19 protein-coding genes and 1 riboswitch are annotated in these 18,084 nt (G+C 43.7%); of the genes, 17 read left to right on the top strand and 2 right to left on the bottom strand.

Annotation, left to right across the window (positions count from 1 at the left end):
• Position 1: 1 nt before the first annotated feature.
• The gene (locus ACN0VI_RS09010) at positions 2 to 1,258 is read left to right on the top strand and encodes a bifunctional lysine ketoglutarate reductase /saccharopine dehydrogenase family protein (RefSeq protein ID WP_417446511.1); all 1,257 of its coding nucleotides are present in this window, start codon (positions 2 to 4) and stop codon (positions 1,256 to 1,258) included.
• Between the two features lie 250 nt (positions 1,259 to 1,508).
• On the opposite strand, the gene ansA is transcribed toward ACN0VI_RS09010, so the two are convergent.
• Positions 1,509 to 2,528, bottom strand: a complete 1,020-nt coding sequence (ansA, locus tag ACN0VI_RS09005) for an asparaginase (protein ID WP_417446587.1) — start codon at positions 2,526 to 2,528, stop codon at positions 1,509 to 1,511.
• A gap of 894 nt (positions 2,529 to 3,422) precedes the next feature.
• On the opposite strand from ansA, the gene ACN0VI_RS09000 reads away from it, so the two are divergent.
• The 16 genes from ACN0VI_RS09000 (at position 3,423) to ACN0VI_RS08925 (ending at position 16,679) form a co-directional block, all read left to right on the top strand.
• Positions 3,423 to 3,818: a RidA family protein gene (locus ACN0VI_RS09000; RefSeq protein WP_417446510.1), complete on the top strand. Its 396-nt coding sequence runs from the start codon at positions 3,423 to 3,425 to the stop codon at positions 3,816 to 3,818.
• Between the two features lie 202 nt (positions 3,819 to 4,020).
• Positions 4,021 to 4,653, top strand: coding sequence for a class I SAM-dependent DNA methyltransferase (locus tag ACN0VI_RS08995; protein WP_417446509.1), 633 nt, complete (start codon positions 4,021 to 4,023; stop codon positions 4,651 to 4,653).
• 129 nt (positions 4,654 to 4,782) lie between these two features.
• Positions 4,783 to 5,199: a hypothetical protein gene (locus ACN0VI_RS08990; protein ID WP_417446508.1), complete on the top strand. Its 417-nt coding sequence runs from the start codon at positions 4,783 to 4,785 to the stop codon at positions 5,197 to 5,199.
• 54 nt (positions 5,200 to 5,253) lie between these two features.
• Positions 5,254 to 5,661 (top strand): hypothetical protein, encoded by a 408-nt coding sequence (locus ACN0VI_RS08985; RefSeq protein ID WP_417446507.1) that lies wholly within the window; start codon positions 5,254 to 5,256, stop codon positions 5,659 to 5,661.
• A 90-nt stretch (positions 5,662 to 5,751) separates the two neighbouring features.
• Positions 5,752 to 6,606: a LytR/AlgR family response regulator transcription factor gene (locus ACN0VI_RS08980; RefSeq protein WP_417446506.1), complete on the top strand. Its 855-nt coding sequence runs from the start codon at positions 5,752 to 5,754 to the stop codon at positions 6,604 to 6,606.
• 90 nt (positions 6,607 to 6,696) lie between these two features.
• Positions 6,697 to 7,278 carry a cytochrome b gene (locus ACN0VI_RS08975; protein ID WP_417446505.1) on the top strand — a complete coding sequence of 194 codons (582 nt, stop codon included), beginning with the start codon at positions 6,697 to 6,699 and terminating at the stop codon, positions 7,276 to 7,278.
• A 27-nt stretch (positions 7,279 to 7,305) separates the two neighbouring features.
• The gene (locus ACN0VI_RS08970) at positions 7,306 to 7,902 is read left to right on the top strand and encodes a hypothetical protein (RefSeq protein WP_417446504.1); all 597 of its coding nucleotides are present in this window, start codon (positions 7,306 to 7,308) and stop codon (positions 7,900 to 7,902) included.
• Between the two features lie 52 nt (positions 7,903 to 7,954).
• Positions 7,955 to 9,085 (top strand): FG-GAP repeat domain-containing protein, encoded by a 1,131-nt coding sequence (locus tag ACN0VI_RS08965; protein WP_417446503.1) that lies wholly within the window; start codon positions 7,955 to 7,957, stop codon positions 9,083 to 9,085.
• A gap of 127 nt (positions 9,086 to 9,212) precedes the next feature.
• The gene (locus ACN0VI_RS08960; protein ID WP_417446502.1) at positions 9,213 to 10,013 is read left to right on the top strand and encodes a CPBP family intramembrane glutamic endopeptidase; all 801 of its coding nucleotides are present in this window, start codon (positions 9,213 to 9,215) and stop codon (positions 10,011 to 10,013) included.
• A 204-nt stretch (positions 10,014 to 10,217) separates the two neighbouring features.
• Positions 10,218 to 10,571 (top strand): PadR family transcriptional regulator, encoded by a 354-nt coding sequence (locus tag ACN0VI_RS08955; protein WP_331891720.1) that lies wholly within the window; start codon positions 10,218 to 10,220, stop codon positions 10,569 to 10,571.
• A 27-nt stretch (positions 10,572 to 10,598) separates the two neighbouring features.
• The gene (locus ACN0VI_RS08950) at positions 10,599 to 11,162 is read left to right on the top strand and encodes an HAAS signaling domain-containing protein (RefSeq protein WP_417446501.1); all 564 of its coding nucleotides are present in this window, start codon (positions 10,599 to 10,601) and stop codon (positions 11,160 to 11,162) included.
• Positions 11,163 to 11,172: 10 nt separating this feature from the next.
• A complete protein-coding gene (locus ACN0VI_RS08945; RefSeq protein ID WP_417446500.1) occupies positions 11,173 to 12,342 on the top strand; it encodes a metallophosphoesterase in 1,170 nt (389 codons plus the stop codon).
• A gap of 96 nt (positions 12,343 to 12,438) precedes the next feature.
• A riboswitch (TPP riboswitch) is annotated at positions 12,439 to 12,570 on the top strand.
• A gap of 158 nt (positions 12,571 to 12,728) precedes the next feature.
• Positions 12,729 to 14,936 carry a TonB-dependent receptor gene (locus ACN0VI_RS08940; RefSeq protein ID WP_417446499.1) on the top strand — a complete coding sequence of 736 codons (2,208 nt, stop codon included), beginning with the start codon at positions 12,729 to 12,731 and terminating at the stop codon, positions 14,934 to 14,936.
• Positions 14,937 to 14,955: 19 nt separating this feature from the next.
• Positions 14,956 to 15,207: a hypothetical protein gene (locus ACN0VI_RS08935; RefSeq protein WP_417446498.1), complete on the top strand. Its 252-nt coding sequence runs from the start codon at positions 14,956 to 14,958 to the stop codon at positions 15,205 to 15,207.
• 37 nt (positions 15,208 to 15,244) lie between these two features.
• Positions 15,245 to 15,853: a nicotinamide riboside transporter PnuC gene (gene pnuC, locus ACN0VI_RS08930; protein WP_417446497.1), complete on the top strand. Its 609-nt coding sequence runs from the start codon at positions 15,245 to 15,247 to the stop codon at positions 15,851 to 15,853.
• Positions 15,834 to 16,679 (top strand): phosphotransferase, encoded by an 846-nt coding sequence (locus ACN0VI_RS08925; protein ID WP_417446496.1) that lies wholly within the window; start codon positions 15,834 to 15,836, stop codon positions 16,677 to 16,679. Before pnuC ends, ACN0VI_RS08925 begins: the two co-directional genes overlap by 20 nt.
• Before the next feature lie 69 nt (positions 16,680 to 16,748).
• Here the strand turns inward: ACN0VI_RS08925 and ACN0VI_RS08920 are convergent, their stop codons facing one another.
• Positions 16,749 to 18,050 carry an amidohydrolase gene (locus tag ACN0VI_RS08920; protein ID WP_417446495.1) on the bottom strand — a complete coding sequence of 434 codons (1,302 nt, stop codon included), beginning with the start codon at positions 18,048 to 18,050 and terminating at the stop codon, positions 16,749 to 16,751.
• Positions 18,051 to 18,084: the final 34 nt, after the last annotated feature.

Genomic DNA, 18,084 nt, shown 5'->3' with positions numbered 1-18,084 from the left:
TATGCTTAAAACGATTATTCGAAAAGAACATAAGAATAAGTGGGAAAAACGAGCCCCTTTAACGCCAAAGGCCGTTAAAACATTAACCGAACAAGGCCTTACCATTGAACTAGAACCCTGCGATATCCGCATCTTTTCAGACCAAGAATACCAAGCCGCCGGCGCCATTTATCCTTCCTCTCCAGACCAGGCTGAATTTGTGCTTGGCATAAAAGAACCACCGGTTGATTCAATCAAGCATGGCCAAGTCCATTTAGCTTTTTCGCATACGATTAAAGGGCAGGAATACAATATGCCCTTATTGCAAAAATTCCTCGATGAAGAAGCGACCCTGTTTGACTACGAACCCATTGTTGATCCCGCCACTGGCCAAAGAACCATTGCCTTCGGTCGTTACGCAGGAATCGCAGGTGCCGTAGATAGTTTTGCTGTACTGGGTGAAAAACTGGCGCAAAAAAATAGAGCGACTCCATTATCGAATTTGAAAATGACGCATACCTACGGCACGGTTGAGCACTTAAAACAGGCACTGGGACAATTTGACCTGTCGCAAGGCGAACCGATCCGCGCGTTAGTCGTCGGCACCGGTAAAGTGGGTAAAGGTTCTATCGAAGTCTGCGAATGGCTAGGCCTGCCGAAAGTCAGCGCTAAAGATTTTTTAGCCGGTAATCTTCCAGAAGGTAGCTTCTATGCCGTACTGAGCAGCCGCCACATTAATCGCCGTAAAGACGGTGGTGATTTCAGCATGACAGAATTCGTCGAGAAGGGTGCAGAGTTGTACGAAAGCACCTTTGATAAAGTGCTCGGCAAGTTCAATATCCTGCTACAAACCCCATATTGGGAAGAGATGTATCCGAAACACCTGACTAAAGAGCGCATGAAGCAGTTCAAAGATAAGCTGCCTTTAGTCATCGGCGACATCAGTTGTGATATCAACGGCAGCCTCGAATGCACCACAAAAGCATCCGACACCGACAATCCAGCTTTCACCTATAACGTCGATACCGAAGCAAGCACTGATGGCATCAGTTGGGATGGCGTTACCGTCATGTCTATCGATAACCTGCCTTGTGAACTGCCTATCGACGCTTCCAATGATTTTTCTAAAGCCCTGACCACCTACGCGCCACAAATCATGACTATGGATTTAAGTAAGCCCTTTGCTGAATGCGGTTTGCCGAAAGACCTTGCGGATGCGGTGATCGTCTATAAAGGACAGCTAACGCCAAATTACGAATATTTGAAAGAGTTTCTATAAACAGTCCTCGTAGCAGCGTTAGAAAGTGAATGGACTCTTGAAAAGGTATTCATAAAAAAAGCTCCCTCGGGAGCTTTTTGCTTATTGAAGCTATCTATACAGTAATAATGCCCTCATACCGGAATTGCATCCAACCCTAGTGTCTTGTCATCCTGATGAAAATCAGGATCTGCTCTTCGCTCTTAGATGAAGCGCGCCGAATTTCTATCTTGGTTGGGATAACTCAGGAGTTGTCCCTACGACAAACCAATCACTCCGGGACTGTCAGTTCACCGCGTAAGTTGGTCATCATCTTCTCGCGAATACTGTGTCTATCCATGCCGCGGCTAAACAAATAATACAACTTCGCCAGTGCCGCTTCGGTGGTCATGTCATAACCGGAAATCACCCCTGCATCCATCAATACCTTGCCCGTTTCGTAGGTTGCCATATTGACGCTGCCTTTCAGGCACTGGGTGCAGTTAACGATAACTTGACCCTTGTCGCAGGCTTCGCGAATTGCTTCCATCAATGCCTGGTTCTTAATTGGCGCATTGCCAGCGCCATAAGACTGCAATACAACACCATCCAGAGGCTGGCTTAAAAAGCCCTTAACCAGATCCGCGGAAATGCCCGGAAACAAAGTCAGGATGGCAATCTTCGGTGAACTGAACTTTTGCACATTCAATTCGGGCTTGTTCTGTTTAAAGACTAAATGCTCGCGCACCTTGATGGTGCTGCCAATGCTGGCCAGTGGCGGCATATTTGGCGAAGAAAACGCCGCGAAACCATCGGCATCGGTTTTGATACAACGATTGCCGCGATGCAAATGATCGTGGAAAAATAGACAGACTTCGGGAATAGGGTGGTTGGCCGCCAAGTAGACTGCATTAATCAGGTTATCGCGCGCGTCAGTGCGCAACTGCGTTAACGGAATCTGCGACCCGGTCAGAATCACCGGCTTCTGCAAGCCCTCGAGCATAAACGACAAAGCCGATGCCGTGTATGCCATGGTATCGGTACCATGCAACACCACAAAACCATCATAATCATCGTAGTTGTCCTGAATATCCTGCGCAATCAGATACCAGTCTTCCGGCGTCATATTGGCCGAATCAATCGGCTCCGCGTAATCACGAATCGTAATCTCCGGCATATCCGGATGCTTAAATTCATGAAAGCTCGCCAGAGTATTCTCTAGAAAACCCTCCTGCGGCACAAAACCCTGATCACTCGGCTTCATCCCAATGGTACCGCCAGTATAAGCGATATAGACTTTTTTCTTTTTCATCGGTTGTTCGGACATTAAGGCTCGATAGTATCGACTATTCAACAAGTTGGCAGAAGTATAACTTTTATTGGAGGGATAAAGAAGTCGAGCAGCTATTCAGAAAATTCAGTCGCGCATTTATTGCATGTCGCATTTGCTCTGAGCAAAATGCTTCTCAAAAAAGAATTGCAATTGAATTCAACCCAATTACTATTAGGCCTGTAGGTCATTGACCTAGGTATTTGAACACTGAAAAAAAAAGAGATACCAGAACAGAAATGTCCGGTTTAATAGGGTATTAGCCGGAAAAACGGATTTCGATAATAAATATATTAAAGTCAAAAGGTTATCGGCGTTTTCTGGTAATGTTATGTTTCTTGGGGGTGGGTTTGAAGTTAGTTTTTGGAGCTATAAATTCGATCTTGGCAATAAGTATACTAGCTTGGCCCATAGGTCTTTTGGGCAGTATTTTTATGTTCGATGCTCCGGGATCTGACACCAACCTCATTACTATAGCTCTCGCCTTATCGATTCTTATCTATCCAATTCCAGTGCTTACAGGCGTTCTTGGATATTGGAAAAATCGAAAGGAAGCAGCGATTAGTATCCTTAGAAATTACACCCTTGTCGGTTTACTAGCGCCGGCAACTATCTTGTTTCTAATTTGGTTGCTCGATGCAGTGTGTCAGGGGAAATTTGCATGCAACTAAACATAACCAGGCCATTAAAGCCGATGCTAGTACCTCTCAGCTCTTATGGCGGCGTAAGCCATAAATGAGTAGAGATCAGAGACAAAAATCAGAAAGAAGATCGGTTCATTTCTTTCGTGGAATGGTGTTAATCAAAACCAACTATTCTTATATTCTTACCTGAGGCGATGGGATGAAACGATTATTAGTATCTAATGGCAATCCGATGGAATCAGTCGTTGGGTTTTGCCGCGCTGTAAGAGTCGGTCCTTATATTTCTGTTGGCGGAACGGCACCGGTAGATTCTGAAGGAAAAACTGTTGGTATTGGCGATCCTGCGGCTCAAGCAAGACAGTGCCTGGAAATTATAAAGGAAGCGCTAGAAAACGCTGGGTCTGGAATGGAGGATGTTGTCCGGACGCGAGTAATTCTTACCAATATCGAGGACTGGAAAACAGTAATAGATGTGCGCGCAGAATATTTCAAAGATATCAGACCGGTAGACACCATCATGCAGGTGTCGCGGTTTGTGAATCCCGAATGGTTGGTTGAATTTGAAGCCGATGCAGTCGTATCGGATGGAACAGAACCTGAGACTGTTGAGCCATTAAGTAATGACTGAAAAAAATCACCATAACAAGGCGTAGCAGTTCGCCCCTTCGTGGCTGGGACGCAGCATAGCTGCGCGCCATATGCTAGGAGTTAGCACTTTATGAATCATCTCGAACAACTGGTTGCTGAGTGGTATGGGATTAATGGTGGTTTCCCTTATTCAATTGTTGCTTCTGTAAAACGGTTGGTTATCGGATATATACGGTAATATAATGCTCGGCAATTATCAGTCTGTTCGAATTTCTGTAGGAGAAACTGTATTGAGCAATGAATGGGATGAATATGCCGAGGGGTGGGATGTTGATGCCTCGGTACGAGAATATGCACATAATGCTTTTGACGAACTTTCTCGTGTTATCGAACTTGATGGCCTATCTGTTTTTGACTTCGGTTGTGGCACTGGCACCCTTACCGAGCTTCTTAGTCCAAGGGTAAAAGACATAGTTGCACTTGATGCCTCACCAGAAATGATAAAGTTCCTGACTAAGAAACAACTCACTAATGTTTCGACCATTACCGGCTTTTTGACTCAGGAATTGATTGATAGCCATCATGACCTGGCCAACAAATTTGATTTGATCGTGGCGTCATCAGTTTGTGGTTTTTTACCTGATTATGAAATGACGCTTGGACTGTTAAAGTCTCTTTTGAAAAGCGGTGGAGTATTTGTACAGTGGGATTGGTTGTCGAATGATGAGTCCTCTGAAACTGGATTGTCTGAAAGTAGGGTATTAGGTGCTTTGAAAGACAATGGGTTCATCGATATTCAAGTGAAAAAACCATTTGAAATGAACAGTTCAAAAGGCACTATGACGGTTTTAATGGCTGTTGGGATAAAAGCCTGACCAGTTAATTAACTTCGCACCGCTGTTGAATTAATGGGCTTCACCAGAAAAGTCGACTTTTAAGAACATTTAACACATTTAGAAACTAAGAATACGGACAACCTCCGTTAAGCTCAAAGGAATCCTCTAATGAAATTTTTGATAGCTATAGTATTAGCATCTTTTTCGATGTGCTGTGTTGGCGAAGAACAGTATGCAAAAGCTTTTGATAGCTGCATGGATACATTCTCTGACAAGCAACAGAATGAACAGCATACAGAGGCTGAGAATAACGAAATAGAAAAAATCTGCGAGGAAAGAGCAAAAGCCTATTCGGCACTGGTGAATAATGAAAGGAAAATCTTTGTTCTGACTAATGAATATTGTAGTTATTTGGGTAATAGGCATAAGAATTGGGAGGACTGTTTGTCCGACAACTACAAGAAGGATTATGATTCGGTTGAGCTCCGCACCATGCGCGATGTGGATGCGGCTGTGTTGATTCAAGTTGTTGATAGTCTGAAAGCTGCTGGTACCAAGAAGGTTTTAATTACCACCATTCTATAACCTCCCATGCTTAGTCGAAGCGATACTGTTTGTACTGTCTATATGGATATTTATATGAAAAGACTTTTATCATTATTATTAATTCTATTGTTGGTAGGCTGTTCCAGTCAAAAAGCACTTGAACCCATTGAATCAACAGAAGAATGGCTTAAGCAGAAATATACATTGGGCATTATTTATAAAGAGCAACCAAACCAAGGGTTGGAAGTTCTGTTAATCTCTCAGCATTCCGATACCTTCCACTCAGGGTTAAAGTCCGGATGGATTTTAGTCAACATGGATGATGTTTCTTTGGCTAGAGATGGTGGGATGCTATTAAGCGAAAGGCTTCAGGATTTGAGCAAACCTCATAACATCATGTTTGAAGTCTATACTGGAGACGAAATCATTCAAATGGAGTTAATACGACAGAAGTTTGAGTCCATAAAAAATGTTAAAGGAAGTTATGTTGAAGTTTATTGAAATCATTACTTGAATAATGGGGCAGTGTATATTCCTATCGATTCATACTATACTTTTGCCCATACCACTTAGTGACCCCTGTTCTAACTTATGATTAATAGTATTAAGCAAGCTTTTAAATTTCTTAAAGAGAACAGAACTATTGGGGTTTTGTTATTCACGCTTATTGCGATTGTAAGTGTAGCCATATTTCAGGATTATCTGCATTCCTCAAGGAATGGTTATCCGTTTTTCTTCTCTGAGTCTCTTTTATTCAAAGCTTTCTGGATTTTCTTCCCTCCATTATTGTTACTGCTGAAAAACGCTCACCGAAAAGGCTTTTTAAACTCTTTTCCGAAGAGGGGGGGAGCAGTAGCCATAGCGACATTAGTGCACTTAAGCCTTGTGCCACTGACTATATGGAGCTTGTCAGCGATTTTTCGAGAACAGTCCTACGGGATTTTTAAAGTGCTGACTTACACTATGGCCAATGACTTCGTTAAGATTCTGTTGATTTATGGGGCATTTGTCTTGTGGTTAAAGCATTCGGAGACTAAGCGACATAAAGACGATACAGATAATCAACCGTCAGAAAATGAAGTAGCAGCACAGTCACTATCATCGCCTCAATATTTGACCGTCAGCTCTGGAAAAAATAACACTCGGATCAAGCTAAGTGATGTTCTGTACATCAAAGCAGCAACTCCGTATGTCGCTATTCAGCTGGCAGACAAACAATACCTGCATTCTGAGTCTCTAAAATCTATAGGTGAAAAATTAGACGCTCGATTCATCAGGGTTCATCGATCGAGTATCGTCAATATAGATAAAGTCGTTTCCTATCAATCTCGGTTAAATGGCGACTATGATTTAAGGCTACAAGATGAGACGGAGATTCGACTCAGTAGAAATTATGTAAGCCAGTTCAAACATCACTTTCAATCTAATCCACAGGTTACGCTGTAGATTCATCGTCTCAGGTCTTTGGATATTGACTCATACTGTGCTTAGGGAGAAATTTAGGTAAACCCTTATTACTCTTAGCTTGGTGTTCACATGCACGTCAAAAACACATCTGAAGCTTACGGCTCAATTGCCAAATGGTTCCATTGGACAACGGCGGTACTTTTTCTGTCGTCCTATTGCGCTATCTACTACCGAAACTGGTTTGCAGAAACAGATATTCAGAAATGGAGCGGGATTCAATTGCATTTGTCTATTGGTGTCTCCTTGGGGGTGATCGTGATACTCAGGATTATATGGCGTTGGTTAAATCGAATACCCGAGCCTGAACCTGGCCCGCGTCTTCAACTCCTTGGGGCACGCATTGGCCATTACGCTTTATACCTCATTATGATCATTATGCCGATTAGCGGCTATTTATCGATTGCTGATTATTTGTCCAGAGGGGGAAGTTTTACATTCTTTTTATTATTTGAATCCACCGTTTTCAGAGACATTGAAAGTTTTTTTGGTGTGACACTCGAGCAGCTAGAAGAGCCTGCAGAACTAATTCATCACTATCTCGGTACATGGGTTGTATGGCTGCTGATCTTTGGACATATATTAGCCGCTCTGTACCACCACTATATCAAACGAGATAGAACGCTATCTAAAATGGTTTTCCAGAAGCAATAAATAACAGTCGATAACAAGGAGTCAAATATGAGCAGAGTTATTACCTTTTCTTTCTTTTTATTAATGTGTTTCGAAGCCGCTTCAGCGCAAGAGCCTGTTATTGGTGGCCCGTGTCAGGGTTGCGAACTAGTTTTTGCAGGAATGCCCATTGAGCTAAAATCTAGCTCAAGAATTGCATCGGAAAGTGAGCAGGGCGAGCCTCTTAATCTCAGAGGAACCGTCTATAAAGCAGACGGCACGCCAGCAAGTGGTATCATTGTGTATGCGTATCAAACTAATGCGAAAGGCGTATATCCAAAGGGCTCAACGAATCATGGGCGATTGCGCGGTTGGGCTCGTACCGATGTGAATGGAAAGTATGGTTTTAAAACCATTCGTCCGAAAGCCTATCCCGGACGAGACATTCCCCAGCATATCCACCTGCATATCATCGAACCCAATAAAGCGACTTACTATATTGATGATGTAACGTTTAGCGATGATCCACTGCTTACTTCTGAGCATCGAAAGAAAGATAACTGCCGTGGTGGTTGTGGCGAAAGTCAGCCCACGCGAGACGAGCAGGGTGTATGGCAAGTTCGTCGTGATATTATTTTAGGAGAAGCTATACCGGGCTATGAGTAGTGATAACTACTGGTATTTTTTATAAGTTAGCTAAAGAAATTTGGATAGAAACATGATTAAAACTATAACTGTTCCGTACTTTATTAGTTGTTTAGTTGGTTTGCTAGGCTGTGTCTTTGCGGCAAAAGCAGTCGATTTAGGTGGCACTCACTTTTCTGGTTATTTGATTCAGGTTGGCGAGGGGCAGCCAGCAGTGGCTGTATGTGATTTTAATTCTGATGGCAATCAGGATGTTATCGTAGCGAATTACTCAGACAACAATATGATCACCTATCAAGGAGATGGCAAAGGAGGCCTAGCTGAAGTTGGACGTTATTTGGTTGGTCAGAATCCGACAGGTATGGCGGCGTCTGATATTAACAACGATGGCCATGTTGATGTGGTCATCGCTAACCATGAAACGTCTTTCGTTACATTGTTATTTGGTGTTGGAAAGGGAAGTTTCAATAAAGCACCAAACTCACCATTCAATATTGGCGTACATCCACACCCGCATGAGGTTCAGTTAAGCGATCTAGATGGCGATGCATTCGTGGATTTGGTCGTTGATAGCCGTGATGACGAGGGGGTATTGGTACTTAAAGGGTTGGGTAACGGAACATTTGAGACACCGGGTAAGATTGTTCCTGTCGGTGGTGACCCTTATCGAGGATTTGCCATTAAGGATTTAAATGGAGATGGTCATTTAGACTTGGTTACTCCAAACCAGCGTGACGTTGGAGTCGTTATTAGCACTGACTCAGATAAGATGTCGTTCTCATTGAATAAGCTGCAACAATCCGAGGCACCGTTTGCTGTAGAGTTGGCCGATTTGAATGGCGATGGGAATCTGGATTTGGTTGTGGCTACCAATGGCAGTTCGATCAGTGTTATCCCGGGAGACGGAAACGGTCATTTTCAAATTGATCAGAAAATTACTATCGATGCATCTAACGGCGCGAAACAAATAGCGGTAGGAGATATTAACGGTGATGGAGTTGAGGATGCATTAATCACTAACTGGTCTGGCGAAATACTGGCTATTTTGGGAAGCAAAACGGCTATTAATACTACTAGCTTCAAGCATCCACGCATTCCTAACCCATGGGGCGTTGCTTTAACGGATTTAAACAACGATGGCAAAAGCGACTTTATCATTGCTGATGGTGACAGTAATGTGGCTGTTGTATATGTGAGTCAGTAGAAGCTATTACTCTTAAAAGTGGGATTAATGGATTCAGAGTAATTCAATTTTTTTTGCATGCGCAATAAGTCAGTGATTAAAATGCTGGCTTACTCATTCCAATAATAACGCAAAGGATCAGTAGAGCATGTTAATTCAAAGGACTTCACGTATTTTCCCCGTTACTCACCTTTTACTTTTTTGCATCCTATTGGCAGCTTTGTTTGTTGCTGCACAAGCTATGCCGGTCTATTTTGGTGCTTTCCATTATCTGTCAGTTGGTGTGTTCGTATCTGTCGGTCTGCTATTCCTTACTTATTTCTGGGTAAAGCGAGAGGGTACTACTCTTGAAACGCTGGGCCTTCGCTGGCGCGAGCATATTATGAGCCACTCGTTTATTGGCTTATTCGCGGGACTTAGCGTGATGGCAATCATTTATGTCGTTGTATGGCATTCGACCGATGCCGAAATAAAAGTTTTGCCAGAAACAGTGCTGTTCAGCTTTTTGCTTAAAGCAGTACCCACTTTGTTGGCACTGGCATTGATGGAGGAGTTAGCCTTTAGGGGCTATCTGTTGTTTAAGCTTAGGCAACTTTTGAATACTCGTGTTGCCATCTACGCCACAGCCATTGTGTTTGGTCTATATCATGGCTTGGTCATAGAGTCGCTTATTGGCCCAGCAGTTTGGGGGCTGGTTTTTGCTTTATTGGCGTTCTGGTCACGCGGCCTTGCGATGCCTACCATGTTTCATTTTGCGCTAAACTTTGCCCAGGCTATTTTCGATTCAAAACCAAAATACACTCCGGGGCTCTATGAGTTTGTTATATCAGACGAGGCAACAGCAAACCTAGTGTATCAAGTAGGATTAGCCATACAGGGCGGAATACTGGTCATTGCGATTGTTTTGATTGAAGTTTATTGCCGAAAAGAGAATGGGCTTAGTCGTTAAAGTCGTTCCACTCTAACAATTAATATATCCAGCCGGTACCGAATAATCTTGCGTGCTCTATACAGAGCACGCTCGCTTTTCCTCACAACTTCCAACGTCTTGTTACAAATCTTGTCGAAATTTTGATTGATTTAGAGTGATGGTATGCATTACATTGTAACTATGTTATACATAGTATCATGTAGTACATTGTAGGGCTTGTATATGGACAAAGACAAACAGCAAGAATCAAAGTGGGATGCACAATTGCGTAAGGGTACGCTGGAGCTGGCTATTTTGGCTGCCCTGAAGCCAAGGCCTATGTATGGCCTTGAACTGCTTAACAATCTTCATAGCTTCGAAACCATGGTGATTAGCGAAGGCACTTTATACCCGCTGCTTGACCGGCTAAAGCGAGATGGGTTGACCGATGCCAGTTGGCAGCAGGAGGGCGACGCTAGACCGCGTAAGTTTTACGGGCTGACTGATAAAGGCAGACAGAAATTAAAGGTGCTTGAAGCCCGATGGCGACAATCTGTAGCTGATATTGAGACGCTGCTAGCTGCCCAGGGACAATAACCAGATACTGAGAATGGAGAAAAGTATATGTCTAATAATGACTCTATTAAGAAATATTTAAATCAACTAAGGAAATATCTGTCTCGTTTGGAGAAAGAAGAAGCAGACGAGGTGATTCGTGAGATTGAGGCTCATATATTCGATGTTATTGAAGCTAGGGAGCAAGCAGGTGAAGCACCGAATATCCAAGAGATATTCAATGGTTTCGGTGAGCCGAAAGAGCTAGCAAGCAAATACATTAGTCACATCATGGTCGGCACTCCTCCTCCAGAGGGTTTCAGGCCAATACAGATCGTTAAGAGAGGGGTTTCTAAAACGCTTTACTACAGCATGCTGGTGTTTGGGTATGGAATCAGTTTTGCCTTGATAGCTTTTGCCCTTGTTAACCTGTTTTTACCTTACACGCTTGGTGTCTGGTCTAGCGCAAGTGGGGAAAGCATTGTTATTGGTTGGTTACATCAAGCAGACCTTAGCAATGGAGCAAAGGTTTTTAGCGGTTTATGGTTAAGCCCCGTGGCCATTGTTCTTGCGGCTATTGAGTTTTTCATAACTCATCGAGTACTACGGGTATTAAAACGACATCTTAATTAAGGAAATCATAATGAAAACTATTGGAACTTATATTCTTCACTTTCTCATCGTGTCGCTGGTGCTATTGCTGATAGCGGTTGTCTTCGGTATTAGTCAGCATGCTTCGTTAAATTACGGAACGGATTCATCAGCAAATAAAGTTGCAGGAGAAGGGCCTTTTATTTTCTACAGTAATAGTCAATTAGAGTCGAATTATATTCGGGGCAGTCGAGAGTCGGGTTTTTCCGTTGAAAAGCAAGCTTATGCACCTGAACAAGTTATCCCTGCAACAGTGACCTATAATGGTGATCAAAGCAGTTTTGATTTCGATATTCATCCGGCGATTATTACTCCAAAAGCTGTGTATGATGATCAGCAATCGATTCTTGCCTTATCCGATCTTGAAGGTAATTTTCAGGCCTTCCGTGACTTTCTCATTACTCATCAGGTAATTTCAGAAGAGCTCGAGTGGACCTTTGGTCAAGGTCATTTGGTGCTGGTTGGAGACATGGTTGATCGAGGTAGCTCCACTACGCAATTGCTATGGCTGATTTATAAGCTTGAACAAGAAGCTCGAAAGGCGGGTGGCCAGCTTCACTACATTATCGGTAATCATGAAATTAAAAATCTGCAGGGAAACTTTAAATCTGCTGCTGATAAATATTTACCGATTGCAGGAATTATGGGCAAAACTCAGGCAGATTTATTTAGTAACAACTCATTTATTGGCCGCTGGCTTGAATCGAAAAACGTGATGGAAATTATTAATGGAACTATATTTGTTCATGGCGGTATTGACCCGCAGCTGATGCAATTTGATTGGACCGTTGAGGATATCAATGAGCAGGTAAGAGCTTATTACCGACAGATGTACTATCCCGGACTTGCCGACAAAAATACCGAGTTATTAATTTCAACACAGTCAGGTCCAGCCTGGTATCGAGGGTATTTCAAAGACAAAGTTAATGAAGAGCAATTTCAGGCTACTATAAATAAATTTGGTGCCAAGGCGGTAGTTGTTGGTCATACCTTGCAGTTTAGTGTTAATAGTCAGTTTGACGGCAAGTTATTCGCAATCGATGTGAAACATCCGTCAGATTATAGCAATAGCTTCCCGACCAAGCACTCAGAGGGACTGCTGATAGAAAATGGTATTTATTACAGGCTTCTTGATGACGGTCAAAAGATCCCACTTTCTTAGCCCATACACATTCAAAAACAGCGAATATTGAGGATGATGCTACGGAACTACATTATCTTTCAATTCGCTGTTTATTTTTAGGCGTGTATAATGGCAAGCATTCCCGAGGGGAGGCTTTTGCCTGAGAAATGGCTCAATGCGGTTTGCGGATTTGCGACTGTTTGAGCGCCAGACCCTTAGAACCTGATCCGGGTCATGCCGGCGTAGGGATAGGGAGTTCAGAAAATGTGCTTTTTTGGAATCTGGCTTTTTCTTTCTTCACCTTAAGCCATTCATTGACAGGGACTCAGTCAAGTTAGCTTAACTGCAATTTTCTGTCTTTTCTGTTGTTACTCCGCTAAACCCCATCACTTAAACGCTGAAATGCTGTTATGTGGAGTTGTCTTTTGAAACACGCTATTCGTTCTTTTAAACCTCTTCTTTTGACCAGTCTGTTGACGATGTCGTTTGCTGTGCTTGCTGATGGGCAGGCGGATGATGAGCTCTTGGATGAAGATCTGGAAACCCTGATTGTTACCGCTGAGCATCTGACTGAGAGTCCTTTGACCTTGCCGTCGAGTGTGACTGTGATCGGTAGTGAGACGGCACGTAAGAATAATGCTCATCATGTTTCTGATGTTTTCAATTTAGCGCCAAATGTTAATTTCGCAACGGGTGCTTCGCGTGGTCGATTTATTCAAATCCGTGGAGTAGGCGAGCGTAGTGAGTTTGTTGAGCCCGTCAATTACTCGGTGGGTGTGATTGTTGATGGAATCGATATGACGGGTATCGCGGGTGGTGCTTTGATGCTGGACACGCAGCAGGTTGAGATCCTTCGTGGCCCGCAAGGTACCCTCTATGGCGCGAATGCTTTGGCGGGTTTGGTCAATATAGTGTCTGCGGCACCTGAGGAAGACTTGCTGAAAGTTTCCGGTTCCTTTGAGTCTTACAATGGCCGTAGCGCCTCTTTGATAAGCAGTGATCAGCTTTCGGATGCCTGGGGCTACCGTTTCGCGGTGGGGCAATACCGTAGCGACGGTTTTACCGATAATGTTTTCCTAGGACGTGATGATACCCAGAATATAGACGAATCGAGCATGAAGGCTCGTTTGGTTTATCAATCCAGTGACGACTTTTCTTTGACCTCAAATCTGATTCTGGTCGATGTGGACAATGGATATGATGCGTTTAGTCTTGATAACACACGCCAGACTTATTCTGATGAGCCAGGCCATGATCGCCAGGAAACCATTGGTGCTTCCTTTATCGCTGAATGGGCCTGGGATTCCACCAAGCTGCAAAGCACCTTGTCATTTGCTGACAGCGAGCTTGATTATGCTTACGACGAAGACTGGAGTCATACTGGAATTTGTGAAGGCAGGCCGTGCGATAGTGATGACTGGGGTTTTGATTGGTGGTATTCGTCGTTTGACCGCTTCTTGAGAGACAATCGAAACTTGAGCTTAGACGTTAAATTGATTGGTGGGCAGGGCAGTACTGATTCACTATCTAGACGATCTTCATCAAATCAGTGGGTTATTGGCGCTTATTTCCGCGATCAATCTGTTGATTTGTTGCGTCAATATACGTTTAACCCAGTAGATTTCAGAAACCAATACGATACCCGCAACGCTGCACTCTATGGACAGCTGGACATTCCTTTGAACAATGATTGGACCTTGGCAACTGGTGCGCGTTTCGAACGCCAGTCGGCAGATTATGCTGATAATCAGCCTTTCGCGGATGATCGTTCTGAGAATTTCTGGGGTGGTAAGGCTTCGCTTGAGTATCAGGCCAGTGAACAGGCCATGCTGTATGCCTTGTTGTCGCGTGGCTACAAAGCAGGGGGCTTTAATACGGCACAGGAACTGCCGGAGTCACAACGTGAGTATGATTCTGAATACATGCTAAACCATGAGTTAGGGGTTAAAGGTTTTTGGCCTGATGCTGGATTAACTTTGCAGGCGTCTTTGTTCTATCAAAACCGTGATGATATTCAGTCCAAACAGTCCTATGTAACCTCGCAGGCTGATGGCCGAACTTTGCAGGAAGGCGGTGAGTGTCCCTGTAATTTTACCGATTACAACATCAATGCTGGTGGGGCAAAAAGTTACGGCGCTGAAGTTGAGTGGAATTGGCGTTCGCTGGAATGGGCGCATTTTTATGGTTCGGTGGGCATATTAAAAACTGAGTTTGAAAACCTGCAAAGCTTTACGCATGTGTTGGCTGACCTAACGGCCAACCCACCAGTACCTTATGATTTAACGGGTCGCGAACTGGCGCATTCACCAGAACTGCAATGGGTTGCTGGCGCTGATTTTTATTTCAATGAATATTGGAGCCTGAATCTGCAGACTGAATTTAAGGATGAGTTCTATTTGTCCGACCGCCATCAGGTTAAAGCTGATGACTATCAGTTGTGGCATCTGGCGTTGACTTACGAGGATGCTAATTGGCTCGTTGAACTCTATGGCCGTAACTTGACGGATGAAACTGTCGTTAATCGAGGTTTTGGCAGCTTCGGTAATGATCCGCGAAAGTTTTATGAAACCGAACCTTATTTCCAGTATGGTACACCAAGAATCGTCGGTGTTCGTGCCGCCTACAACTTTTAAGCATTGAGGGAATGATGAAATGAAGATTTCAGTTGAATTAAGCTTGTATCCGCTGGATGACGAGTTTCTGCCGATCATTCAGGATGTCGTTGCGCGTCTGATGGGTGACAAGCGGGTAGAGGCCATAGTGAATACCATGAGTACGCAACTTTTTGGTGAGTTTGAATCCGTTATGGCGGTGGTTAATGAAACCGTAGAATACTCATTTAAAACTTATGGCAAGCAGGTGTTTGTAGCTAAGTTTTTAAACAGCGACGTTAAGCCCGGTTAAAGAATTCACAAGATAAAAGAATAAAATAAGGAAGCTGATGAGCGACTTCTTTCAAACTTTCGGCCAGCAAGTGGCTGCCACTTCGGTCTGGGAGTGGCTGGCTGTAGCCTTGGCTATCGCCTATATCTTGTTGGCGATTAAAGAAAATATCTGGTGCTGGGTTGCGGCATTTTTCAGCACGGCGATCTACACGGTGTTGTTCTTTGACGTTAATCTGTTCATGGAGTCGCTGTTAAACGTTTATTATTTGTTGATGGCAGTTTATGGCTTCTATCAATGGCGCTTCACCGTTAAACGGGGCAACGACAAGCCAATTAGTCGATGGCCATTGAAAGTGCATTTGGCTTGGATAGCTGGGTTGTCAGCTGTTGTTGTTATCAGTGGTTATCTACTCGATAATTACACGACTCAAGATTTTGCATATATTGATTCATTTACGACCTGGTTTGCTGTGTTTACCACTTACTTATTAGCAAAAAAAGTGCTTGAGAACTGGTTGTATTGGGTTGTCATTGATTTCGTATCGGTGTTTTTGTATTGGGAAAAAGGTTTGTTGATTACGGCAATTCTTTTTGCAGGTTATACGGTGATGGCCATTATTGGTTGGCTCGAGTGGAAGAAACATTATGAACAAGCAACAGCCTGATTGGTGGCATTATTCAGCGAGTAGCTGGAAACAGCTGGTGGAGTTATTGGTAGAGTTGCACCCATTGAGCGTAGAGCAGTGCTTAAACCAGTGTGCTAACCAAGCCAGCTGGCAGTTGCTTCGTCAGGGCGATACCAATGCAAATTTTAAACTTAGTCTCGCTAATCAAGATTACTTTGTGCAGTTGGCGGATCAAACCAAAGTGGGTCAGTTACCCGGTGGCCATTACTGTTCTCAGACTCGACTGGTTAGTGAAAACCCTGCTCTATTAAAATGGTTACCGAAGTGCTTGCTGGACAGTGAAGATATTCGTATTTCTATTTGGCTTTATGCCAGCCCTACAGTGAGCCAGCATTTCAATAACCCTGATCTGATTGTTGAGTTGAGTCGTTTATTAAGTGAGCTTCATCATTCTCAATTGTTATTGCCTGAGCTTGATATGAAAAAGCATCTTGCTAAATATTATGAAATCACTCGAGTTAATAAAAACGCAGATCGATTACGCGCAGAAGTTTTATATCAACAGGGACAGAAAATAGTTAATTATTTCGAGGCATCTCATAGTTGCCATAATGATATCTCACCAGGCAATTTACTCAGTGGACATCAGCTTTATTTAGTGGACTGGGAGTACGCTGCTATTAGCGATCCCTTGTTTGAACTGGCAGGAATTATCTGCAACTTTGAACTCTCCAACCTTCAGGAACAGGAACTACTTGACGAGTACGAAAAGCAGTCACAATTGATTGTTGATAGGGACAAGCTTGATGCTATGAAAAGCCTGTATAGAATTATTGGTGAGCTTTGGTATATGGGCAACGCTTGATCAGAAAAGGTGCGATTAACGCACCTTTTTTTATTATCGTATTTTTCTACTTGGGGGAGTCTTAGATACTCACTCCGATTGACTATTTAAATAGTCAATCGCTAACTGTGATAATGCTTTAACACCGGTTTTCATGCCAGCTTCATCGACGTAGAAATCCGCTGTGTGATGTGGCGCTACTTCGCTTAATGGTTTGCCGATGGGTTTGCCACCAAGGAATAAGAACATACCAGGAACTTCGTTGGCGAAGATAGAAAAATCTTCTGCACCGGTAACCGGGTTGACGATGTGGATCTTGTCTTTGCCGATGACATTTTCAAGAGTTGGCATCATGGCGGTGGTCAGCTCCGGATCGTTGTAGGTTACAGGCAAAGAGCTGGAGTAGGGAAGTTCAACCACTGCGGTGGCGCCCATGCTCTTAGCAATCAATTCTGCTTTTTCGCGAACTTGTTTGGCGATATTTTTTCGGTCATTCTCATCTAAGGCACGAATGGTACCTAGCATTTCAATTTCTTCTGGAATGATGTTGGAACGAACACCACCGTGAATCGCGCCAACGCTGACAACTGATGCTTGCTGTGTGAGCGGCATGCTGCGGCTGACGATGGTTTGTAAGCTGTTTATGATCTGTGCTGCAGTGACTACTGGGTCAACCGAAAGCCATGGGGTCGAGCCGTGAGAACCTTTGCCTTTAACGGTGATTTTGAAATCGTCCACACTGGCCATTAAGCCTTCAGATTTAATTCCTATTTCGCCAACATTAATTCCGGCCCAGATATGCAGGCCGAAAATCACATCCACGTCGGGATTTTTAAGCGCACTTTCTTTAACCATTAATTCAGCGCCACCTTCTTCACCCGGAGGAGAGCCCTCTTCAGCTGGCTGGAACAGGAATTTTACGGTGCCGGGAATTTCGTCTTTCATGCCGGTCAGAATTTCAGCAACGCCCATTAGCATAGCCACGTGCGTATCATGACCACAAGCATGCATCACAGGCACTTCGTTGCCCATGTATTCGCCAATGGCAGTAGATTTAAAGGGCAGGTCATTGCGTTCTTTGATGGGCAGGGCGTCCATATCAGCGCGTAATGCTACTACAGGGCCTGGTTTGCCACCTTTGAGAATGGCGACAATTCCGGTGTGGGCTACGCCTGTTTGGATCTCAAGGCCTAGCTCACGTAAATGCTGTTCAATGTATTTACTGGTTTCGAATTCACGGTTGCTGAGTTCTGGATTCTGGTGGAGATGACGACGCCATTCGATAACTTTGGGTTCAATGGCATCGGCTTGTTCAGAGATAATTTGCTGAGTATCTTGCGCGGAAAGCGATAGCGAAAAGCCAGCTAGCAATAGACTGATAATAAACTTCATAAGGGGCCCCTCAAAAATTAAGCGCATTCAGTTT

Origin of the sequence: Kangiella sp. (genome assembly GCF_048265365.1) — a bacterium.
Taxonomy (GTDB): domain Bacteria; phylum Pseudomonadota; class Gammaproteobacteria; order Enterobacterales; family Kangiellaceae; genus Kangiella.
Note: the sequence above shows the minus strand (reverse complement) of the source record. Positions and strands in the feature narration are given on the sequence as shown.

Coding starts and splice junctions, on each gene's coding strand:
- ACN0VI_RS09000 (WP_417446510.1), top strand. CDS start 3,423: ATGGAATCAGTCGTTGGGTTTTGCCGCGCTGTAAGAGTCGGTCCTTAT.
- ACN0VI_RS08925 (WP_417446496.1), top strand. CDS start 15,834: ATGAACAAGCAACAGCCTGATTGGTGGCATTATTCAGCGAGTAGCTGG.
- ACN0VI_RS08995 (WP_417446509.1), top strand. CDS start 4,021: ATGCTCGGCAATTATCAGTCTGTTCGAATTTCTGTAGGAGAAACTGTA.
- ACN0VI_RS08975 (WP_417446505.1), top strand. CDS start 6,697: ATGCACGTCAAAAACACATCTGAAGCTTACGGCTCAATTGCCAAATGG.
- ACN0VI_RS08945 (WP_417446500.1), top strand. CDS start 11,173: ATGAAAACTATTGGAACTTATATTCTTCACTTTCTCATCGTGTCGCTG.
- ACN0VI_RS08950 (WP_417446501.1), top strand. CDS start 10,599: ATGTCTAATAATGACTCTATTAAGAAATATTTAAATCAACTAAGGAAA.
- ACN0VI_RS08990 (WP_417446508.1), top strand. CDS start 4,783: ATGAAATTTTTGATAGCTATAGTATTAGCATCTTTTTCGATGTGCTGT.
- ACN0VI_RS08920 (WP_417446495.1), bottom strand. CDS start 18,050: ATGAAGTTTATTATCAGTCTATTGCTAGCTGGCTTTTCGCTATCGCTT.
- ACN0VI_RS09010 (WP_417446511.1), top strand. CDS start 2: ATGCTTAAAACGATTATTCGAAAAGAACATAAGAATAAGTGGGAAAAA.
- ACN0VI_RS08965 (WP_417446503.1), top strand. CDS start 7,955: ATGATTAAAACTATAACTGTTCCGTACTTTATTAGTTGTTTAGTTGGT.
- ansA (WP_417446587.1), bottom strand. CDS start 2,528: ATGAAAAAGAAAAAAGTCTATATCGCTTATACTGGCGGTACCATTGGG.
- ACN0VI_RS08955 (WP_331891720.1), top strand. CDS start 10,218: ATGGACAAAGACAAACAGCAAGAATCAAAGTGGGATGCACAATTGCGT.
- ACN0VI_RS08970 (WP_417446504.1), top strand. CDS start 7,306: ATGAGCAGAGTTATTACCTTTTCTTTCTTTTTATTAATGTGTTTCGAA.
- ACN0VI_RS08935 (WP_417446498.1), top strand. CDS start 14,956: ATGAAGATTTCAGTTGAATTAAGCTTGTATCCGCTGGATGACGAGTTT.
- ACN0VI_RS08960 (WP_417446502.1), top strand. CDS start 9,213: ATGTTAATTCAAAGGACTTCACGTATTTTCCCCGTTACTCACCTTTTA.
- pnuC (WP_417446497.1), top strand. CDS start 15,245: ATGAGCGACTTCTTTCAAACTTTCGGCCAGCAAGTGGCTGCCACTTCG.
- ACN0VI_RS08985 (WP_417446507.1), top strand. CDS start 5,254: ATGAAAAGACTTTTATCATTATTATTAATTCTATTGTTGGTAGGCTGT.
- ACN0VI_RS08980 (WP_417446506.1), top strand. CDS start 5,752: ATGATTAATAGTATTAAGCAAGCTTTTAAATTTCTTAAAGAGAACAGA.